This window comes from Tsuneonella aeria, assembly GCF_009827495.1.
Taxonomy (GTDB): Bacteria; Pseudomonadota; Alphaproteobacteria; order Sphingomonadales; family Sphingomonadaceae; genus Tsuneonella; species Tsuneonella aeria.
In genome coordinates, this window is record NZ_WTZA01000002.1 from 421,002 (window position 1) to 440,472 (window position 19,471).

The following is a 19,471-nucleotide window of genomic DNA, read 5'->3' on the forward strand; positions in this document are numbered from 1 at the left end:
GTCGCTGCGTAGTCCCTGGTTCCGCCGGAAACCGATGACCGAACCTGCGCCCCACGCAGGTTATTTCGCGCTGCACGACCGCTTCGACGACGATTACGGCGAAGACGAACGCGATGATTCCGTCCTGCGGCCGCGCCACCGGGCGGGCGGGGCGACCGGCGACCGGTTCGATGACTGGGATCGCCGGCTCGACTCCCTGGACGCGCCTTCGGGAAAGGGCTGGCTGGGCCGCCCGCGGCGCTGGTGGATCGTGCGCGGCATTGCGGCGATGCTGGCGCTGTTCATGCTTATCACGGCGTGGCTCGCCGTCACCGCGCCCCTGTCGAAATCCCTGCAACCGATCGCCGCGCCGCAGCTGACCCTGCTGGCAAGCGATGGCACGCCCATCGCGCGCAACGGCGCGGTGATCGACAAGCCGGTGGAGGTCGCCAAGCTGCCGCCCCACGTGGTCGAGGCGTTCCTGGCGATCGAGGACCGGCGGTTCTACAGTCACTGGGGCGTGGACCCGCGCGGCCTGGCCCGCGCGGCGTGGACGGGATACGGCGGGGGCAGCACGATCACCCAGCAGCTCGCCAAGTTCACCTTCCTGACACCCGAGCAGACCCTGACGCGAAAAGCGCGTGAGATGCTCATCGCCTTCTGGCTGGAGGCCTGGCTGACGAAGGATGAAATCCTCGAACGCTACCTGTCGAACACTTATTTCGGCGACAATATCTACGGGCTGCGCGCCGCCAGCCTGCATTACTTCTATCGCCAGCCGGAGCGGCTGCGCCCGGAACAGGCGGCGATGCTGGCGGGGCTGGTGCAGGCGCCTTCGCGCTATGCGCCCACCAGGCATTACGATCGCGCGGCAAAGCGCATGGGCCTGGTCGTGGCGTCGATGGTCGATGCCGGCTATATCACCCCGGCCGAAGCGCAGGCGATGCGGCCGCCCCGGCTCGATGTCCGTCCCGCCAAGAGCCTTCCCACCGGCACCTATTTCGCCGACTGGGCACTGCCGCAGGGACGCCGGCTGGCCGAAGCGGGATACGGCGGGCAGACGCTGACGACGACGCTCGATTCGCGCCTGCAGGCGATCGCCCGCCGGGTAACGGCGCGCGTGCCCGGGAATGCCCAGCTGGCGCTGGTGGCCATGCGCCCCAACGGCGAAGTCGTGGCCATGATCGGGGGCAAGGACTACGCTCGCTCGCCGTTCAACCGCGCCACCCAGGCACGCCGCCAGCCCGGCTCCACCTTCAAGCTGTTCGTGTGGCTCGCCGCATTGCGCGAAGGGATGACCCCGGGCGACCGGATCGACAACAGCGCCATCACCACCGGCGGCTACCAGCCCAAGAACGCGGGCGGCAATTATTCGGACAGCATCACGCTCGAAGACGCGTTCGCCCGCTCCAGCAACGTGGCGGCGGTGCGCCTGCTGAAGACGGTGGGCAGCGAAAAGGTGATCGCGACGGCGCGGGACCTTGGCGTGCGCAGTCCCCTGGCCGAGGGCGATCCCAGCCTGGCGCTGGGCACATCGACGATGACCCTGCTGGAGCTGACATCGGCCTACGCGGGCGTGGCCGGCAACAGCTTCCCGGTGGTTCCCCGCGCGTTCGCGACCCCGGAGAAGGGGTGGCTCGCCCGGGCGTGGGACTGGACCAACCAGGAAAGCCTCTCGCGGCGCACGCACGGCGACATGGAGCGCATGATGCGCGCCGCCATCAACCGCGGGACAGGCCGCGCCGCGTCGCTTTCCGTCGCCAACTTCGGCAAGACCGGCACCACGCAGGACAACCGCGACGCGCTGTTCGTCGGCTACGCGGGCGACCTGGTGGTCGGCGTGTGGGTCGGCAACGACGACAACACCCCGCTGGCCGGCGTGTCGGGCGGAACGGTCCCCGCGCGGATCTGGCGCGACTTCATGGTGCAGGCGCTTGGGCGCGGGGCGGCGCGGCCGGCGCCGGTGCCCGACCAGCGCGACGATCCGGGCACCCCGGTGGAGCCGATGGACGTGCCCGGCCCGGCCGACATTCCCAGCGCCGAATTCCCCATCGACGGCCAGGGTTCGCGCGTGCGGATCGGGGGCGAGGGCGTCACCGTGTCGACCGACGTAGAGGGCGTGCCGCTCGACCTGCGAATCGACCGCGACGGCCTTCGCGTCACGCCGGGCCCATCGCCGACCGGGCAGCCGCCGCCCGCCGTGCCGCCGCAGTAGGCGTTGCCGCGGGCTAGCCGTCCGCCACCAACATGATGTTCATCACCGCGGTAGCGATGGGTCTTGCCGGATCGTCCTGCCAGGCTTCCGCCGTGACGTTGGCGCTACGGCGGCCGAGGCGAACGACGCGGCCCAGTGCGAAGCTCGCCTGGGTGCGGCCGGCGGAGAGATACTGCACGGTGACGTTGATCGGTTTCATGCGGGCCCCGCGACCCTCGGCCGCCAGCCTGTCGCGCAGGGCGGCAAAGCAGGCGGTTTCCAGCAATCCCGCTATCGCGCCGCCGTGCCACGCGGTGGGTCGCCCCTCCAGCTCGTGACGGAACGCCAGCGACAGGACCGGCGCGCAGCCGTCCGCGGCCTCCTCGATCTCGATGCCCATGGCCCGGGCATAGGGCGAAAGCGTGCCGTTCATGCCGCGCGTGCCGGGTCGATCGTCATGAACACGCCGGACATCTCGGCGACGGGATCGTCGCGGTTGCCATCGTGCGCGCGGCCGCGGACGAATGCGGCGGAGCGGGTGCGGCGGTAGCAGGTCACGCGCGCGATGACGGAGGCGTTTTCGTGCGAGGGGCGAATATAGTCCGTGCGCAGATCGAGCGTGGCGACGGGGCGGAATTCGCCGTTTGCGATCCAGATCGCCATTCCGGCCGCCATGTCGAGCAAGCTGACGATCGGCCCCGATGCCAGAACGGGACTGCCTTCGTCGCTCACCAGGTCTGCCCGCCACGGCAGCTCAAGCTCGCACCAGTCGTCGCCATGGTCGCGGTAGCGCAGGCCGAGCCAGCCCGGATGGGCGCGCGTGAGGAGCAACCGCGACATCACGGCGGGATCGAAGGGACCGGAAAACATGTTCACCGGCGCGCCGTGCGCCAGCCGCTGCGATTTGGCAACCGCCGGCGAGGGGCCGCAGAAGGCGGGCATGCCGCGCTATCGCGATCGCCTACCAGCCGTTGTGATCGCCCAACGCGAAGGACCAAAAAAAACGGGGCCCGAAGGCCCCGTTTCGAATTGCTGTAGTCAGCCGAGAATTACGGGCTGACCGGATCGTTGTCGTCGCCGACGGCGATCACGATGGCAGCAACGACGGCTGCGAGCGCGAGGATCGCGATGACCCACGAACCGCCCATTTCGCTGCCTTGTTCGACCGGAGCGGCGGCGCGCTGGGGAGCGGCCTGCGCAACGGCCGGGACGGCCATCAGAGTAGTCGCTGCGGCGGCAGCGGCCAGATTGCGAAACTTCATACGAATTCTCCTCGAAGCGCTATTATCAAATCTCGAGATCGCCCTAAGCCAAGCGGGCTTTTCAGGCAACCCCGTTTCACCGTGAAAAAACCGACCGGGTGGCGAACGGCGTTTTCTGCAAGTCACTGCTGCAATTAGGCAACTATCGGCATTTCCCCCCGGCGACCTGTCATCGAACCGCGAACCATGCGACCCGTTCCCGCCCCGCAGACGATTTTACGGCGTCATCTGCACGACAGGCAGCCGGTGATGCCTTCGCGCAACACCGTTGATATCGGGTTAACGCGATGGCGCGGCGGGTGGCGAATCGGCCGGCGCCCCGGCGTTGAAGACGCGCTCCCCCCCCACCCATGTCTGCAGCACGCGGGTCTGGCGCAGATCGGCCGGGGTCGCGAGCATCGGATCGCGGTCCACCATGACGAAGTCCGCGCGCAGCCCCGGCTTGAGCTGGCCGAAGCGGGTTTCGCCGAAGGACGCGTAGGCACCGCCCGCGGTGTAGGCCGCAAGCGCGGTTTCGCGCGGGACGATCTCGCCCGGCATCCAGCCACCGAAGGGCTGGCCGTCGGGACCTGTGCGGCTGATCGCGGCGGCAAGCCCCGCGAACGGGTCCGGCGCTTCCACCGGCGCGTCCGATCCGAACGCCAGCGGGGCCCCCGCTGCAGACAGGCTGCGCCAGGCATAGGCCCCGGTGAGCCGGCCGGGCCCAAGCCGCGCTTCCGCCATGACCCGGTCGGAAATCTGGTGGACCGGCTGCATCGACGCGATGACGCCGTTGGCCCCGAAGCGCGGTATGTCGCCCGGTGCAACGATCTGGGCATGTTCGATCCGCCAGCGCCGATCACCCTTGTAGGTCGCCGCCAGTTCCTCGATCGCGAACAGCGCGTCGGCGTTCGCGGCATCGCCGATCGCGTGGATGGCGACCTGGAATTTGTCGAGCGCGGCGCGGCTCATGAGATTGCGCAGCTGCGTGGTGGTGGTCAGCGGCAGGCCGGTGTTGCGCGGATCGTCGGCGTAAGGCGCCTTGAGCCATGCCCCGCGCGAACCGAGCGCGCCGTCGAGGAAGAGCTTGACCCCGACCATCGCCAGCTTGTCGTCGTAGAGCCAGGGCGTCGGCCCGGGCCCCGCGATCAGCTCCATCGCCTCCACCCCGCCGGCGTATGACATGATGCGCATCCGCAGCCACTTGCCGTCGCCCGCGCGGCGGAAGCTCTGCCAGTCCTGGATGGACGTGCCCATGTCGGCCGCCGCGGTAATGCCGCGCGCCAGGAGCATTTCCTGCGCCTTGGCGAGTGCGAGATCGTAATCGTCGGGGCGCGGCGCGGGAACGGCGCGCTGAACCAGCTCCGCGGCATTGTCCACCAGGACGCCCGCGGGCGCCCGCGACCCTGCGAGGCGCTCGATCCGGCCGCCTGCGGGATCGGCCGTCTGCGCCGTCACGCCGGCGGCGCGAAGCGCGGCGCCGTTGGCCCACACCGCGTGACCATCCACCCGGGTGAGCAGCACCGGCCGGCCGCTTTCGGCCGCATCGAGCTCGGCCGCGGTGGGGAACCGGCCCAGGTTCCACGTTTCCTGGTTCCAGCCGCGTCCGACGATCCATTTGCGATCGGGATACTGCGCCGCATAGGCGCGGATCTTCGCCTGCGCTTCGGCCAGCGAAGTCGTGTCGCTGAGATCGAGCGTGAGGGCGGCGAACCCGATACCCATGACGTGAAGATGCGAATCGATCAGGCCCGGGATCACCACGGCGCCCTTGCCGTCCACGCCGAAATCGGTGCGCGGCTTCTTGTCCTTGCGCTGGAGCAGCTGCTTCACGCGCCCGTCATCGTCGATCCAGATGCCGGTGAAGCGCGTGATCCGGCCATCCCGATCGATCGACATGCCCTGGACGTTGTCGACCAGCGTGTCGGCGGCGGCGGGTGCGGCCACCAGCGATGCGGCAAGCAGCGGGGCGAGGGCGAGGGTGCGCAGGGAAATGCTCATCGCACTATCGACTAGGCAACTTTTGCTGCGAAGCAAATGAACAAGCGCCGTGTTTCCCCGCCCGGTCAATTGCCGTAGGGGCCAGCGCGATGAATCACACCGCCAGCTCGCCAGCCGCCGCCTTCGCACCGTCCACCGCGGCACTGTCGCTGTCAGTCGAGGATGTGCGCGACGCGGCGCGGCGGATCGAAGGCGCGGTGGTGCGCACGCCGACGATGCTTTCGCGGACGCTGTCGAACATCGTCGGGACCGACGTCTGGCTCAAATTCGAAAACCTGCAATTCACCGCCGCATATAAAGAGCGCGGCGCCCTCAACGCTCTCCTGCTGCTGACGCAGGAACAGCGCGATCGCGGCGTGATCGCCGCGTCGGCGGGCAATCACTCGCAAGGGCTGAGCTATCACGGCCGGCGGCTCGGCGTGCCCGTCACCATCGTGATGCCGCGCACGACGCCCAGCATCAAGGTCATGCAGACCGAAAGCGTGGGCGGCAACGTGGTGCTGGAAGGCGAAACGTTCGACGATGCCTATGCTCACGCCCGCAAGCTGGAAGCCGAGCTTGGCCTCACCTTCGTGCATCCGTTCGACGACCCGCACGTGGCGGCGGGAGCCGGCACCGTCGCGCTGGAAATGCTGGCGGACGCGCCATCGATCGATACGCTGATCGTTCCCATCGGCGGGGGCGGCCTCATCAGCGGCATGGCCACAGTGGCAAAGGCGCGGGAACATGCGGGCGGCGGCGCGATCGAGGTGATCGGGGTGGAAGCGGCGCTCTACCCGTCGATGTATGCGCGGATCAACGGCGTCCCCCTCCCGTGCGGCGGCGACACGCTGGCCGAAGGGATCGCGGTCAAGGAGCCGGGCACCTTCACCGCGCGCGTGATCGCGGACAAGGTCGACGAGATCGTGCTGGTGGACGAAGCCGCGCTGGAGCGGGCGGTGAGCCTGCTCTTGCAGATCGAGAAAACCGTGGTGGAAGGTGCCGGCGCGGCGGGCCTGGCGGCGGTGCTCGCCCACCCGGAGCGGTTCGCGGGCAAGACGCTGGGTCTCGTCCTGTGCGGCGGCAACATCGACACGCGGCTGCTCGCCAATGTGCTGCTGCGTGATCTTGCCCGGTCGGGCCGCCTCGCGCGCCTGCGCATCACGCTGCAGGATCGGCCGGGTGCGCTTTACAAGGTCATGCGCGAATTCGACGACAAGGGCGTCAACATCATCGAGATCTATCACCAGCGGATCTTCACCTCCCTCCCGGCGAAGGGCCTGATCACCGACATCGAGTGCGAAGCGCGCGACAAGGACCAGATCGACAAGCTCGTCGCGGCGCTGCGGGACAAGGGCTACACGGTGAGCCCCGTGGAACTGAACTGAGCGGCGGTCATTCCATCTGCACCTTGCAGGGAAACTTTTCCGCAACTGTGCAAACTAAGTTTCCGTTAACCGAGATACATGGTTAAAGGTGTTTTACCGGCGGCCGCGCCGATGCATAAGCACGACCGTCGCCAGGAAGTTTCCACTCCCGCCAGAGGAGCATAAGTCAGCGCCGTGACGGCCCCGGTCCGCTTTCCCCGCTTCTTCGTGACGAGCGCTGCGCCATGCCCCTATCTGCCGGGGCGGAGCGAGCGCAAGGTCTTCACCGAGCTGAAAGGGCCGCATGCCGACCAGTTGAGCGAGGCGCTGGGCCGCATCGGGTTCCGCCGCAGCCAGACAGTGGCCTATCGGCCGAGCTGCCTCGATTGCCAGGCCTGCGTTTCGGTGCGGATCCCGGCGGCCGAATTCGCGCCGTCGGCCACGCAGAAGCGCAACCTGCGCCGCAATTCCGATCTGGTGAGCACCGAATGCCGCCCGTGGGCGACCGGCGAACAGTTCGAACTGCTGCGCAAGTACCTCGGCGCACGGCATCCCGGCGGCGGCATGGCCGCCATGGATGAAATTGATTACGCCGACATGGTGGAACACACGCCGGTTACAAGCTATGTCGTTGAATACAGGGAGCCCTCGGACGGTTTGACACCAGGACGCCTCGTCGGCGCCTGCCTTACCGACCGCCAGGGCGACGGGTTGTCGATGATCTATTCGTTCTATGACCCGGAACATGAGGCACGGTCCGGGCTTGGGAACTATATCATCCTCGATCACATCCGGCGGGCTGCCGACGATGGACTGGGGTACATCTACCTCGGGTACTGGGTCGAAGGGTCCGACCGGATGCAGTACAAGATCCGGTACCGCCCGATCGAACTGCTCGGCCGCGACGGCTGGCGCCGGGTATCGCGCGAACGGCACGATGCCCTCATCGCCGCTGCCGCCCGCGGTCCGCGGCACGCGCGCGACACCGCCAGCCCCGCCAAGGACGCGTCGCTCCCTCAGTACGATTTTCCCGAGTAGGCTCGCCGTCGCCGCGGTGGCTTGCGCGGCGCTCCACGCGCTGCCGCTCGCCGCGCAGGACCGTTCGACCTCGCGCGAGCTGGAAGACCTCATTCCCGACTCGGCGCTCGACAATCCTGAAAGCTGGGCGAACCAGGGTCTGCCGCCGGAAGACGCGGCGGACCCTGCCGCGCCCGACGCGCCGCTGGTCCCGGTCGATCCCGATTCGCCGCTGGCGGAAGTGCCGGCGATCGACGTCCCCTGGCCCGACAATATCGAGCTGCCCCAGCTCGCCCCGCTGGAGCCTGACGACAGCGTCCAGTTCGCCGACGCCGACGAAGCGGACGGGGCCGCGCCGGTTCTCGCCGAGGCTGAAATCATCCGCATCTCGGACGAGCTGGTGCTGGCGTTCCCGCCCGATCCGGCCGCGTTCCCCGAACGGGAGGCATTCGCCGAACGGTTCGACATGCTGTCGACCATCAGCGAGCTCGACACCGATTCGGACAGCGTCGCGGTGATCGCCGCCCGCGCGCGGGCCGACCAGGAACTGCTGGAATCGATGCTGCGGGTTTACGGCTACTACGATGGCCAGGTGATCCGCACGGTCGGCGGCGTCCAGCCGGGCGAGCCCGTCGCGAGCACCAACCCCGAAGTGCGGTTCAACATCATCCCGGGCGCTCGGTATCGCTTCGGCGCGATCGACCTGGGCGATCTTGCCGCCGCGCGCGATGCCGAGGCGCTGCGGCGCGCGTTCGAGATCCGGCCGGGCGACCCGATGTCGAGCGACACGATCGTCGCCGAACAGTTCGACCTCGACGAGGCGCTGGGCGAGTTCGGCTACCCCTTCGCCCAGATCGACGAGCCGGAGCTGCTGGTGGATCACGCCCGCGTGGAAGGCGACCTGACGATGCCGGTCCGCCCGGGCGGCAAGTACGTCTTCGGCGAAGTCGTCTCCAACATGCCGGACTTCCTGTCCGGCCGCCACCTCGCCACCATCGCCCGGTTCGATCCGGGCGACACCTACCAGCGCAGCCTGGAATTCGACCTGCGCCGTGCCATCGTGGCGACGGGATTGGTATCCTCCGTGGTCATCTCCCCGCGGGAAGTCGCGCCGCCGGCGGGTGACCAACCCGGCACCGTTGCGCTCGACGTCGCCATCACGCGCGCCCGCCTGCGCACGATCGCGGGCTCCATCGGTTACGGCACGGGGGAAGGTTTCCGGGCCGAAGCGAGCTGGGAGCATCGCAACCTTTTCCCGCCCGAAGGCATGCTTCGCGTGCGCGGGATCGCCGGCACGCAGGAACAGCTGCTGGGCGTGACGTTCCGCAAGAACAACCTGGGCGGGCGCGACAAGGTGCTGACTGTCGACGCGTTCGCCTCGACGATCGACAGCGCCGCCTACGATGCCAACACGCTGTCGCTGATCGGCACCTACGAACGGCTGTCGACGCTGCTGTTCCAGAAGCCGCTGAGCTGGAGCGTGGGGCTGGAGGCCGTGGCCACGCAGGAACGCCCGGCCGCGCTGCGCGGCGCCGCAGAGCCGCGGCTGACCTACTTCGTCGGCGCGATCCCGCTCTACGCGCAGATCGATACGTCTGACAGTCTGCTCGATCCCACCAGGGGTTTCCGGATCGGCGCCCGTCTTTCGCCCGAAGTATCGCGCAGCAACCGGACGCAGAGCTTCTACCTGCGGGGCCAGGTCGATGGATCGCTGTACAAGCAGGTCAGCGAGACCATGGTGGTCGCCGGACGGGTGCGCTTCGGCGCGATCCCGGGCACCGCGCTCGAGAACATCGCACCGTCGCGCCGGCTCTATTCGGGCGGCGGCGGATCGGTCCGCGGCTATGGCTACCAGGCGATCGGCCCGCGCGATGCCGCCGGCAACCCGATCGGCGGGCGCAGCCTGCTGGAAGGCGCGATCGAGGCCCGCATCGGCACGAAATTCTTCGACGGCGCGCTGTCGGTCGTCCCCTTTGTCGATGCCGGTACGGTGAGCACGGACGTGTTCCCCGATTTCGACACGGTGCGCATCGGCGCGGGCGTCGGCGTGCGCTACAACACCGGCTTCGGGCCGCTGCGGCTCGACGTGGCGACGCCGATCAATCCCGGGCCCGACGATAGCCGCATCGCCGTTTACGTCTCGCTGGGCCAGGCTTTCTGATGAGCGAGAGAGAGAGCGACATCGCCGCCCCGGTGCCCGAAGCGCCGCCGGCCCGGCGCTTCGCCCGCAGCCGGCGGGTTGCCGCCTGGATGGTCGGGATCCTCGCGGCGCTGCTGCTGCTGATCGTTGCCGCGCTGGCAGTGCTGAACAGCCCCATCGGGCAGCGCTGGGTGGTCGACCAGATCGCCAAGGTCGCGCCCGCGTCGGGCCTGAAGATCAGCATCGGCCGGATAGATGGCGACCTTTACGGCAAGGCGCGGCTGCACGATGTCACGCTGTCCGATCCCAAGGGCGCGTTCCTCACGGTTCCGCTGGTGGACCTCGACTGGCGTCCGATGAGCTGGTTCACGCGCGGGCTCGACGTGCGGGAACTCGTCACCCATCGCGGCACCCTGTACCGCCTGCCGGAACTCAATCCCGGCGATCCCGACGCCCCGATCCTGCCCAACTTCGACATTCGGGTCGATCGTCTCGCCATTCGCAATCTCACCCTGGCCAAGGGCCTCGCCGGTCCCGATGCCGAGATCGTCAACCTGGCAGCCCGCGCCGACATCCGCGATGGCCGGGTGATGGTGAATGCCGATGGAAGACTCGGCCGGTTGGACCAGGTGCACGTGCTGCTCGACGCCATGCCGGACGACGACCGGTTCGACCTCGATCTCGATTACGTCGCCCCGCGCGGCGGCGTGCTGGCCGGCATCATCGGCACCGACGCCGGATACCGGGCGCAGATCGACGGGAACGGCAGCTGGAGCCGGTGGAACGGCATGGGCTACGTCACCCGGAACGGCGAGAATTTCGCCGCGTTCCGCATGACCAATGCCGCGGGCGACTATACCATCGTCGGCCAGGCGCGGCCGGAAGCCGCGATCGCCCCGGGCCTGCTGCGAGACGCGGTGGGCTCGCTGGTTTCCTACAAGGCGACCGGCACCCTCAAGGACAGCGTCCTCGACGGGACGATCCGTCTCGTCACGCGCGGCGTGGCGGGAACGGCCACCGGCGCGCTGAATCTCGCCGACAAGGTCGCCGACAACCTCGTCGTCAACGCGCGCCTGCGCAATCCGGACCTGTTCGGCCCCGGCACGCGCATCGAAGGGGCGCGGATTGCCGCCACCGCGAATGGATCGTTCCGCGATCTCAGCTTGCGCCACGCGCTGACCGTGGACCAGGTGGTCAGCGGCACGACGCGGATCGCCGGTCTCTCGCAGGAAGGGACGGCGACATACAACGGATCGCGCTGGACCCTGCCGCTTTCGGCGCGGGTCGCGCGGATCACCACCGGCTCGGCGCAAGTCGATCCGCGCCTCGTCAACGGCACGATTTCGGGAACGGTCACGTACGAAGGCACGCGCATTGCGTCCGACCGGCTGGCCATCGCGTTCCCCGGGGCGAATGCGCAGCTGACGCTGGCCGGCGATACCGGGACAGGCAACTACCGCATCGCCGGCCCGGTCGCCGCGAACGGCCTTGCGCTCGACAACATCGGCAGGGTCAACGGCGCCGGCAATATCGTCGCGACTTTCGGCAGCGCGCCGTGGACCCTGCGCGCCGACGTGCGCGGCCGCATCCCGCGCGTGACCAACGCCACGCTGGCGAACCTGGCCGGGCCCGCTATCAGCTTCAGCGGCGGAATCACGACAGGCGGTGCCCGTCCGCTGGATTTCCGCGGCGTGCGGATCGACTCGGCGAAACTGGACCTGACGCTCGACGGCATGATCCGGCCGGGCCGCACCAGCGTGGCCGGGCGCGGGCGGCATGTCGATTACGGCCCGTTCACGGTCGAAGGCGCATACACCGCGCGCGGGCCGGAAGCCGTGCTGGTATTTGCCGATCCCTTGCCCTCGGCCGGCCTGCGCAATGTCCGCGTTGCGATCGCGCCGATCAAGGACGGTTTCGGCATCGAAACGCGCGGGCAGTCCCTGCTCGGCCCATTCGACGGGACCATCGACCTGTTCGCGCCCGCCAATGGCCCGACGCGCATCGTCATTCGCAAGCTCGACGTCTGGCGGACATCCGTCTCCGGAAATCTCACGCTCGGCAACGGGGCGGCCATCGGCACGCTGGCGCTGGCCGGCGGCGGGCTGGACGGGACGATCGGGCTGTCTTCTCGTGGCGGTGGACAAGGTTTCGATGTCGACGTGACGGCGAACGAGGCGCGCTTCGGCGGGGCGACACCGCTGTCGATAGGCCAGGCGCGCATCGAGGTGAGCGGTCTCATCGCGCGGGGCCGCACGACGATCGGCGGCAACGTGTTCGCGCAAGGCATCAATTACGGCACTCTGTTCATAGGCCGGCTGGCGGCGCGCGCCGATCTCGATAACGGGCGGGGCACGGTGACGGCGTCGCTCGCGGGGCGGCGCGGCAGCCGGTTTGCATTGCAGATCAATGCCAACGTCGCGCCGGACCGGGTTGCCGTGGCTGCGCGCGGAGAATTTGCCGGACGCCCGATCACAATGCCACGCCGCGCGGTTCTGGTGCGCCAGCGCGACGGTGGCTGGCTGCTGGAACCGACCCAGGTGAACTTCGCCGGCGGCTCGATCCTGGCGTCGGGCGAAATGGGCGGGGGGCGGACCGAGGCGCGCTTGCAACTCGCCGACATGCCGCTGTCTGTCGCGGACATCTATGCCGACCTGGGGCTGGGCGGCAAGATTTCGGGCGTCGTGGATATCGCCACCACGCGCGGCGGGCTTCCCACGGGCGAAGCGCGGGTGAAGATCGCCGGGCTCACGCGGTCCGGCCTCGTGCTGACGTCGCGCCCGATCGACCTTGCACTGGTTGCGCGGCTGTCGCCCACGCGGCTCGAGACGCGGGCGGTGGTTGACGAGGGCGGCCAGCGCCGCGGGCGGCTCCAGGGGCTGATTTCGAACCTGCCAGCGTCCGGCGCCTTGTTCGAACGTCTGCGCGCGGGATCGCTGTTCGCGCAGCTGCGCTACAACGGGCCCGCGGACGCGCTGTGGCGTCTTGCCGCGATCGACGCGTTCGACCTGACCGGGCCGATCTCGATCGCCGCGGACGTGACCGGCACGCTTGCGACACCGCGCGTGAACGGCTCGCTCGCCAGCAACAACTTGCGCTTGCAATCCAGCCTTTCGGGCACGGACCTCAGGAATGTGAGCGCGCGGGGCACCTTCCGGGGATCGCGCCTCAACATCACGAGCTTCCGCGGCACCACGGGCGAAAGCGGCACCGTATCGGGCAGCGGGACAGTGGTGCTGGAGGACCTCGGCATCAGGGGTCCGCAGCTCGACATCCGCGCAGCGGCGCGCAACGCGCGGATCCTCAATGCCAATGGCCTGACCGCCACCGTCACCGGCCCGCTCCGCATCGTGAGCGACGGCATCGGCGGCACCATCGCCGGGCGTGTGCTGGTGGACCGCGCAAGCTGGCGGCTGGGCACCGCGGCGGCGGACCAGCGCCTGCCCCAGATCCGCACCCGGGAGATCAACCTCCCATATGACGTTGCGCCGCGCGCGGTCGCCAGCCGGCCGTGGCGTTACCTGATCGATGCCCGCGCACCCAGCCGGATCGATGTCGACGGCATGGGCCTCGACAGCGAGTGGGGCGGCACGATCCGCGTGCGCGGGACGACGGACGATCCGCGCCTTGGCGGGGAGGCGCGTGTGATCCGCGGCGATTACTCCTTCGCCGGGACGCGGTTCGAGCTCACCCGCGGCATCATCCGGTTCGATGAAAGCACGCCGATCGACCCGCGCCTCGATATCCTTGCCGAGACGGAGGAGAACGGGCTGGCGGTGCAGGTCAGCGTCCAGGGGAGCGCGCTGGCGCCGGAAATCGCGTTCTCTTCGACGCCCGCGCTGCCGGAAGAGGAGATTCTCGCCCGGCTGCTGTTCGGGGGCTCCATCACCGAACTGTCCGCCACAGATGTCCTGCAACTCGGCTCCGCGGTCGCTTCCCTGCGCGGCGGCGGCGGGATGGATCCGATCAACCAGCTGCGCACCGCCATTGGGCTCGACCGCCTTCGCATCGTCAGCGCCGACCAGGCGCTGGGCCGCGGCACGGCCATCGCGCTGGGCAAGAACATCGGCCGGCGCTTCTACGTGGAGATCATCACCGACGGGCGCGGTTACAGCGCCACGCAGGGCGAGTTCCGCATCACGTCGTGGCTGTCGATCCTCGCCAGCATCTCAACCATCGGCCGCGAGTCGGTGGAAGTGCGGGCGCGCCGGGATTACTGACTGCAGAATAACTGACCCCCGGCGCGGTTTTCGCCGCGCCGGGGGTCGTGTGATTACGCGAGGCGATCAGGTGCCCGTGACGGGCTCCGCGGATTTCACCAGGCCATCCATGGGGAGCACCACCCCGTTGCTCGCGATAATGCCGGCACCATCGATCGTCGCGCGTTCACCGTTCGCGCCGGCCACGGTAATCGTGTCGCCGGCTTGCGAGAACGTCACCGCGCTATCGGCCAGGGTGCGCATGGTAACGGGCCCCTGCTTCTGCGCGATCGCCTGGGCAATCGCTTCGGTGGTGAGGTGGCCCGGGATCATGTGGCCACGCAGGATGGCTACGAGCTCGGCCCGGTGCGCCGGGTCCGTCAGCGCCTTGCCCGGTTCCCCAAGCGCGGCGAACGCCCGGTCATCCGGCGCCAGAAGGGTGTAGCTGCCGGGCCCGTCGAACACGTCGCCCAGCCCCGATTCCGACAGCGCGCCCGCAACCGTCGTGAGGTTGGGCGCATCGCCGATGGCAGCCGCCAGCGTGCGCTGGGCGGTCTCGGTGGTCTGGGCCGCGGGCGCCGTCTTCGCATCATCGGAACAGGCCGCCAGCGATGCCAGGAGGGCGAGGGCGGTTGCCGCGGTAAAAGGTTTCAAATCACGCATCCGCGCCTCCTCAAGTCAGTAACTGGATCGCGGCCTGGATCAGCTGCGTGGTGGGATCGACCTGGTAAACATACCCGTCGGCATAGCGGTAATACGCGTCCGGTCCGTCAACGTACCGGTCGCGGTAGCTGTAGGGCACGTTATAGACATCGTACCCCAGCGGCATCCGCTGCCCCACCGCGAACTGGTCACCCGTCAGCAAGGCCGCGATCGCGGTGATTGCATCGGTCTGCGGATCGACGCGGTAGAACACGTCATCGGCATAGCGATAGCCGTTCGAGGGGCCGAGATTGTAGTAATCGACGTAGTAGTCCGGCACCGGATAGGGATCGTAGTAATCCGGCCACGGCTGGCCCACCGACAACGCCCCGCCCAGCAGCGGCAGGTATCCCAGCACCGAACCGGTGTTGTTCATCCGATAGAGGTAGCCGTTGTCGTAATAGTACCGGCCATCGCCGATGCCGGAATAACCGAACCACGACGGGCTGTAATAATCGTCGCGCCATTCAGCGTAGCGGTCGCGCGCCAGTCCGGGCGGGGTGCAGCCGTTGTTCTTCTTGGCGAGGCCCGGGGGGCAGCCCTGGATCAGCCCGACGTTCACGTCACGGTCGAGGGCGACGTAGCGCACCCGCTCGCGGTTGCCGTCACGATCGCGGTCGCGATCGATGCGGACGTCCGAACCGCAGTCGGCACGGGCATTCCCCACACCGTTATTGCCCTGATTGCCGTTATTGCCGTTGCCACGGTTCGCGGACGCGTTCTGCCCGCGTTCGGCCTGGCGGACGGCCTTGTCGGCCTTCGCGGGGCGGTCCGCATTGCCGTTCCCGCGTGAAGCCTGCTCGCGCGCGGCAGGCCCGCGCTCAGCCTTGGCATGCCGCTCCGCAGGGCCGCGGTCGGGCGCGTTACCCCGGGCCTTTGCCGGTCCGCCGCGCTCGGCTTTGGCATCGCCGCCGCCGCCCTTGCTGTTGCCGTTACCGTTACCGTTTCCGCCGCCTTGCTGCGGTCCGGCTGCGGCGCCTTTACCGTTGCCGCCGCCATTGCCCCGGCCGTTGTCGGGCTGAGCGAACGCGGTACCGGCGGCGAGCGAGACGATTGCGGCGCCGATCAGAATCTTGCGCATCATTGATCTCCTTTGCGCAGACAAACGGGGCGTTAGGCGAGTCGGTTCCATGAACCCTGCACAACGATTCGCAGGGGGCGCGCGCTTTATTCTCCGCGGTAGAGCGCGGCTTCGGCCGCGCGGCGGCGGGAAAGGCCCCGCATGACGCGTCCCCCGGCGCGGTTCCAGCGCGCGAACTCCGTTGCCGCCCCTGCATGGTCCCCCGCGACATGGCGACGTTTCAGGGTCGCCCTGCCGATCGCGCCGGTGTTGTAGTGAAAGCTGACGAGCGCATCGAACTGCGCCTGCGTGGTGGGTGCGTCGCCGATCGCACGCGAGACGTCGGCGGCATAGCGGGCGAGGTCCGAAGCCAGGCGCGCGTCGCATTGTTCGCGGGTCCAGACGGTTCCCGCCACGATGTCGGGGCCGGTCGCGCCCCAGCCGATCGTCCACGGCGCGTCGCCGGTGCCGGGGTCGGGATACGCCTCGATCATGCCATCAGGCCGGAGCTTGCCCAACCCCTCGAACGCCTGGATCAGCGCGACGCCGCGTTCCGACAACGTGGAGGGGCTGTCGGGGGAAGCTGGTCCGGCGTGCTGCGCCGCATCGATGGCGCGGTCCAGCGCGCGCACTTCCGAAGGCCGGAATCCGCGTCCGAGCATACGGCGAACGGCGTCGAAAATGGACTTGCGGTGCATGGCGGGCCTCTTGTGCAGGAACGGGGGGAGGGGGGCCCGATAGTGCAGCACCCGGGTTGTAGGACAATGGTTTCGCGGTGGCGCGGCATCGTGGCGCTTCAGCCGCAATGCCTAGGATTCCCAAAAAGGCGCATTCCGCATGGTGATGACCGAGGCGTGCATCCACGTCGCCGACGTGCACGACCGCATGCCGGTGATCCTCAAGCGCGGCGACTGGACCGACTGGCTCGACGGCGTCCCCGACGACGCGGGCCTGCTCTGCCGGCCCTATCCAGACATGATCGCAGTGGAGCGAACCGCGCAGCGTTGGAGCGGCGCGTGAGGCGGCGGCGCCAAGACCGCGCTTCTGCTCAATGCGCGGGCCCGGGCCAAAGCTGGTCGCGAGTTATGGTTCGTGCTGGGGACGGGGGCACGCGCCCGCGCCGGGCTCAAGCAGGCCGAACTCGCCGAGCGCATGGGCACCAGCCAGAGCGCCGTAGCGCGACTGGAGAGCGGTAAGGGGCGGCCGTCGGTGGCGACGTTGGAGAAGCTGGCGCAGGCGACGGGCAGCAAGCTGAGGATTGCCCTTGAGGCCGCGTGAAGCGGCAGAAAACCGGCCTAATCCCGCGCAACGGATGGACGCCAGAACAGGTGCGAAACCTCATGGCGAGCGAGCCCCCACCGGGCCGCGGCGCAGGCGGGCGGGCTTGCCGCGTCGGCGATCCGGGGCCGTGCTATAGCCCGGTGCTGAGCAGCGCGAGGGCCTGGGCCAGCGCGGTATCGGTGTCCTCCGCCTCCTGCGCCATGCGCGACAGCGCGGTGTCCGCATCCTTCTTGCCCAGCTTGCGGGCGAGGGCGATGGCCGTTTCGTAGCTCACCCGCTGCGATTGCTTGCCCTTCCGCAGTGCACCGGCGATCGCAATGTCGCGCAAGGGGCCGCGCGCGATGGTCTCGGCATCGTTGTCGGCATCGTCGAGGATCGCGCGTAGCCAGATGTTCTCCGTGTCTCCGGCGTCGGCATCGAGCGTGCCGAGCGCCTGCGTCAGTGCGTCGCGCTGCCGGGCGCTGCGGTCCTCGTCCTCGGCAACGATCGTGCGCAGGGCGTCGTCGGCGAGATTGCCTTGCACCGTACCGAGCCGTTCCACCATCGCCCGTTCGCCGTCGTGCAGGTCCTGCAAGGCCATCACCAGCAGATCGCGTGTTGTTTCGACTTCGGCCATGTTTGTCCTTTCGATGCTCGCCCTCAGATCAACGCCCGGCACCGGGAAATGTCCCGCGACCCGGTCAGGCCGTGATCCTGGACTCCTGAACTCGGAAGAGGGGCGAGACTGACGGTGCGGTGATCGCGCAGTGCAGGAACGCCTGCCCCGGCATGGCCGTTGGCGCAGGGTACCCTCCCGCTCCCACTTGAAAGGATCGCAGCGATGACCGCCATTTCACAGATCATGACCGCCAATCCCCAGGCCGCCCAGGCGGGCGACAGCCTGCGCACGGTGGCCCAGGCCATGCAGCAGGGCGATTTCGGCTCCATGCCGGTGGTCGACGGGGGGCGCCTTGCCGGCGTCGTCACCGATCGCGACATCGCCGTGCGGGGAGTGGCGCAGGGACTTTCCAGCGACGAGCCCGTATCGCGCGTGATGACGGCCGAGCCGGTCTGTGTCGGACCCGACTGCGATCTGCAGGAAGCCGCCCAGTTGATGCAGGAAAAGCAAATCCGCAGGCTCTACGTCACCGAGAACGATTCGCTGGTTGGTGTCGCTGCGCTGGCGGACGTGGTTGCGGCTGCGGGTGATGAGCTTAGCGGCGAAACGATCGAGAAAATCTCCCAATAAGCGGCTGCATGTCTGCCCCGTGCCGCGCGGACATTGACTTCGCGCGGCACGGAGTAGAGGCGGTCGTTCGTCGATTGGCGGGAGCGGTTCGCAGGGCTGGCGGTGCTTGCCGCGCGGCTTGCGCTAAACCACCGTTTCATGAGAAGAATTCGCACCGCGCAGATCGCCGTTCCGATCGCCTTGCTGGCGTCCGCTGCCACGGCGGGCGCAGATGACACGGCATCTGATGACGCCGCTGCCGAAGCCGGCGATCCCATCGTCGTGTCAGGGATCGCCCAGCAGGAAGAACGGCTGGAAGACTTCGCGACCCAGCTTTCCGAAGCCGATCCGACATCGCCCATCGCGCTCTATGAACCGGGGCAATACTGTCCGGGCGTGGTGGGCCTTTCGCCGGTGTGGAACCAGGAGATTGCACGGCGCATGCGCGAGGTCGCCCAGGCGACGGGAATCAAGCCCGCGCAGGGCGCGTGTCGGACCAGCGCCCTGGTCCTGTTCGGCAACAACCGCCGCGAGCTGCTGCGCCAGTTCCAGGCGATGCATCCCGAATACTTCACGGAACTGACGGGCGAACGGATCGATTTCCAGGGCCGCGAGGCGCCGGTGATGGCGTGGAAACTGCTCGCCCGGCTCGACCGCGATGGAAAGCCGATCCAGGTGAATGGCGATGGCATCCAGGTAGTCGAGGTCAACAGCGGCATGTCGCGCACGGCGGCCGCGACGCGCCCGATCATCGCGATGTCGGTGGTGCTGATCGATCGCAGTGCGATCCGGGGGCTGAATACGCGGCAGATCGCCGACTATGCACTGATGCGCAGCGTGACCGATACCGATCCGGCGCGGGTCAAGGCGAGCGTCGCGCCCACGATCCTGAAGGTAGTCGACGCGCCGGAAGGGAGCGAAACGCCGCTATCGCTCACCAGCTGGGACTTCGCTTACGTGAAAAGCCGGTACGCGGTGAACCGATGGAGCCTGGGCCCATCGCAGATGGCCTCGATCCGCGCCGGGATGAAGCATAACCTCCAGGCCGGGGAATAGGGCGGCTCCCCTTCGGCTGGGGATGACTGCGCGCGCGGGCTGGAACCGCCG

General features: G+C 68.6%; 17 protein-coding genes. 9 read left to right on the forward strand and 8 right to left on the reverse strand.

Annotation, left to right across the window (positions count from 1 at the left end):
- Positions 1-34: 34 nt before the first annotated feature.
- Complete coding sequence (locus GRI40_RS12555; RefSeq protein ID WP_237489171.1) at positions 35-2,194, forward strand: transglycosylase domain-containing protein; 2,160 nt, start codon at positions 35-37, stop codon at positions 2,192-2,194.
- Between the two features lie 13 nt (positions 2,195-2,207).
- Here GRI40_RS12555 and GRI40_RS12560 read toward each other — a convergent pair whose 3' ends face one another.
- The 4 genes from GRI40_RS12560 to GRI40_RS12575 form a co-directional block, all read right to left on the reverse strand.
- Positions 2,208-2,606: a PaaI family thioesterase gene (locus GRI40_RS12560; protein WP_160611879.1), complete on the reverse strand. Its 399-nt coding sequence runs from the start codon at positions 2,604-2,606 to the stop codon at positions 2,208-2,210.
- A complete protein-coding gene (locus GRI40_RS12565; RefSeq protein ID WP_420006880.1) occupies positions 2,603-3,115 on the reverse strand; it encodes a PaaI family thioesterase in 513 nt (170 codons plus the stop codon). The genes GRI40_RS12560 and GRI40_RS12565 overlap by 4 nt, the downstream gene beginning before the upstream one ends.
- A gap of 107 nt (positions 3,116-3,222) precedes the next feature.
- Positions 3,223-3,435: a hypothetical protein gene (locus GRI40_RS12570; protein ID WP_160611880.1), complete on the reverse strand. Its 213-nt coding sequence runs from the start codon at positions 3,433-3,435 to the stop codon at positions 3,223-3,225.
- A gap of 279 nt (positions 3,436-3,714) precedes the next feature.
- Entirely contained in the window at positions 3,715-5,415 is a 1,701-nt protein-coding gene (locus tag GRI40_RS12575; protein WP_160611881.1) for an amidohydrolase, read from the reverse strand.
- An 89-nt stretch (positions 5,416-5,504) separates the two neighbouring features.
- On the opposite strand from GRI40_RS12575, the gene GRI40_RS12580 reads away from it, so the two are divergent.
- The 4 genes from GRI40_RS12580 to GRI40_RS12595 all read left to right on the forward strand — a co-directional run bounded on the left by GRI40_RS12580 (position 5,505) and on the right by GRI40_RS12595 (position 14,135).
- Positions 5,505-6,782: a threonine ammonia-lyase gene (locus GRI40_RS12580; RefSeq protein ID WP_160611882.1), complete on the forward strand. Its 1,278-nt coding sequence runs from the start codon at positions 5,505-5,507 to the stop codon at positions 6,780-6,782.
- 174 nt (positions 6,783-6,956) lie between these two features.
- The gene (locus GRI40_RS12585) at positions 6,957-7,799 is read left to right on the forward strand and encodes an arginyltransferase (protein WP_160611883.1); all 843 of its coding nucleotides are present in this window, start codon (positions 6,957-6,959) and stop codon (positions 7,797-7,799) included.
- Between the two features lie 16 nt (positions 7,800-7,815).
- Positions 7,816-9,939: an autotransporter assembly complex protein TamA gene (locus GRI40_RS12590; RefSeq protein ID WP_337190572.1), complete on the forward strand. Its 2,124-nt coding sequence runs from the start codon at positions 7,816-7,818 to the stop codon at positions 9,937-9,939.
- Positions 9,939-14,135, forward strand: a complete 4,197-nt coding sequence (locus GRI40_RS12595) for a translocation/assembly module TamB domain-containing protein (protein WP_160611885.1) — start codon at positions 9,939-9,941, stop codon at positions 14,133-14,135. The genes GRI40_RS12590 and GRI40_RS12595 overlap by 1 nt, the downstream gene beginning before the upstream one ends.
- Positions 14,136-14,201: 66 nt before the next feature.
- Here the strand turns inward: GRI40_RS12595 and GRI40_RS12600 are convergent, their stop codons facing one another.
- From GRI40_RS12600 to GRI40_RS12610, 3 genes are all read right to left on the reverse strand, one after another.
- Positions 14,202-14,777, reverse strand: a complete 576-nt coding sequence (locus GRI40_RS12600; protein WP_160611886.1) for a fasciclin domain-containing protein — start codon at positions 14,775-14,777, stop codon at positions 14,202-14,204.
- 10 nt (positions 14,778-14,787) lie between these two features.
- Positions 14,788-15,900: a hypothetical protein gene (locus tag GRI40_RS12605; protein ID WP_160611887.1), complete on the reverse strand. Its 1,113-nt coding sequence runs from the start codon at positions 15,898-15,900 to the stop codon at positions 14,788-14,790.
- A gap of 83 nt (positions 15,901-15,983) precedes the next feature.
- A complete protein-coding gene (locus GRI40_RS12610; RefSeq protein WP_160611888.1) occupies positions 15,984-16,574 on the reverse strand; it encodes a lysozyme in 591 nt (196 codons plus the stop codon).
- A 145-nt stretch (positions 16,575-16,719) separates the two neighbouring features.
- Between GRI40_RS12610 and GRI40_RS12615 the strand changes: the two genes are divergently transcribed.
- Both GRI40_RS12615 and GRI40_RS14180 read left to right on the forward strand, forming a co-directional pair.
- A complete protein-coding gene (locus GRI40_RS12615; protein ID WP_160611889.1) occupies positions 16,720-16,896 on the forward strand; it encodes an SOS response-associated peptidase family protein in 177 nt (58 codons plus the stop codon).
- A gap of 72 nt (positions 16,897-16,968) precedes the next feature.
- On the forward strand, positions 16,969-17,154 hold the full coding sequence (locus GRI40_RS14180) for a helix-turn-helix domain-containing protein (RefSeq protein WP_202390346.1): 186 nt from the start codon (positions 16,969-16,971) through the stop codon (positions 17,152-17,154).
- A 133-nt stretch (positions 17,155-17,287) separates the two neighbouring features.
- Here GRI40_RS14180 and GRI40_RS12625 read toward each other — a convergent pair whose 3' ends face one another.
- Positions 17,288-17,773, reverse strand: a complete 486-nt coding sequence (locus GRI40_RS12625; RefSeq protein WP_160611890.1) for a DUF892 family protein — start codon at positions 17,771-17,773, stop codon at positions 17,288-17,290.
- Between the two features lie 204 nt (positions 17,774-17,977).
- Here GRI40_RS12625 and GRI40_RS12630 point away from each other — a divergent pair, with 204 nt between their 5' ends.
- Together GRI40_RS12630 and GRI40_RS12635 are read left to right on the forward strand one after the other, a co-directional pair.
- Positions 17,978-18,385, forward strand: a complete 408-nt coding sequence (locus GRI40_RS12630; RefSeq protein WP_160611891.1) for a CBS domain-containing protein — start codon at positions 17,978-17,980, stop codon at positions 18,383-18,385.
- A 138-nt stretch (positions 18,386-18,523) separates the two neighbouring features.
- Positions 18,524-19,420 carry a hypothetical protein gene (locus GRI40_RS12635; protein ID WP_160611892.1) on the forward strand — a complete coding sequence of 299 codons (897 nt, stop codon included), beginning with the start codon at positions 18,524-18,526 and terminating at the stop codon, positions 19,418-19,420.
- Positions 19,421-19,471 lie beyond the last annotated feature (51 nt).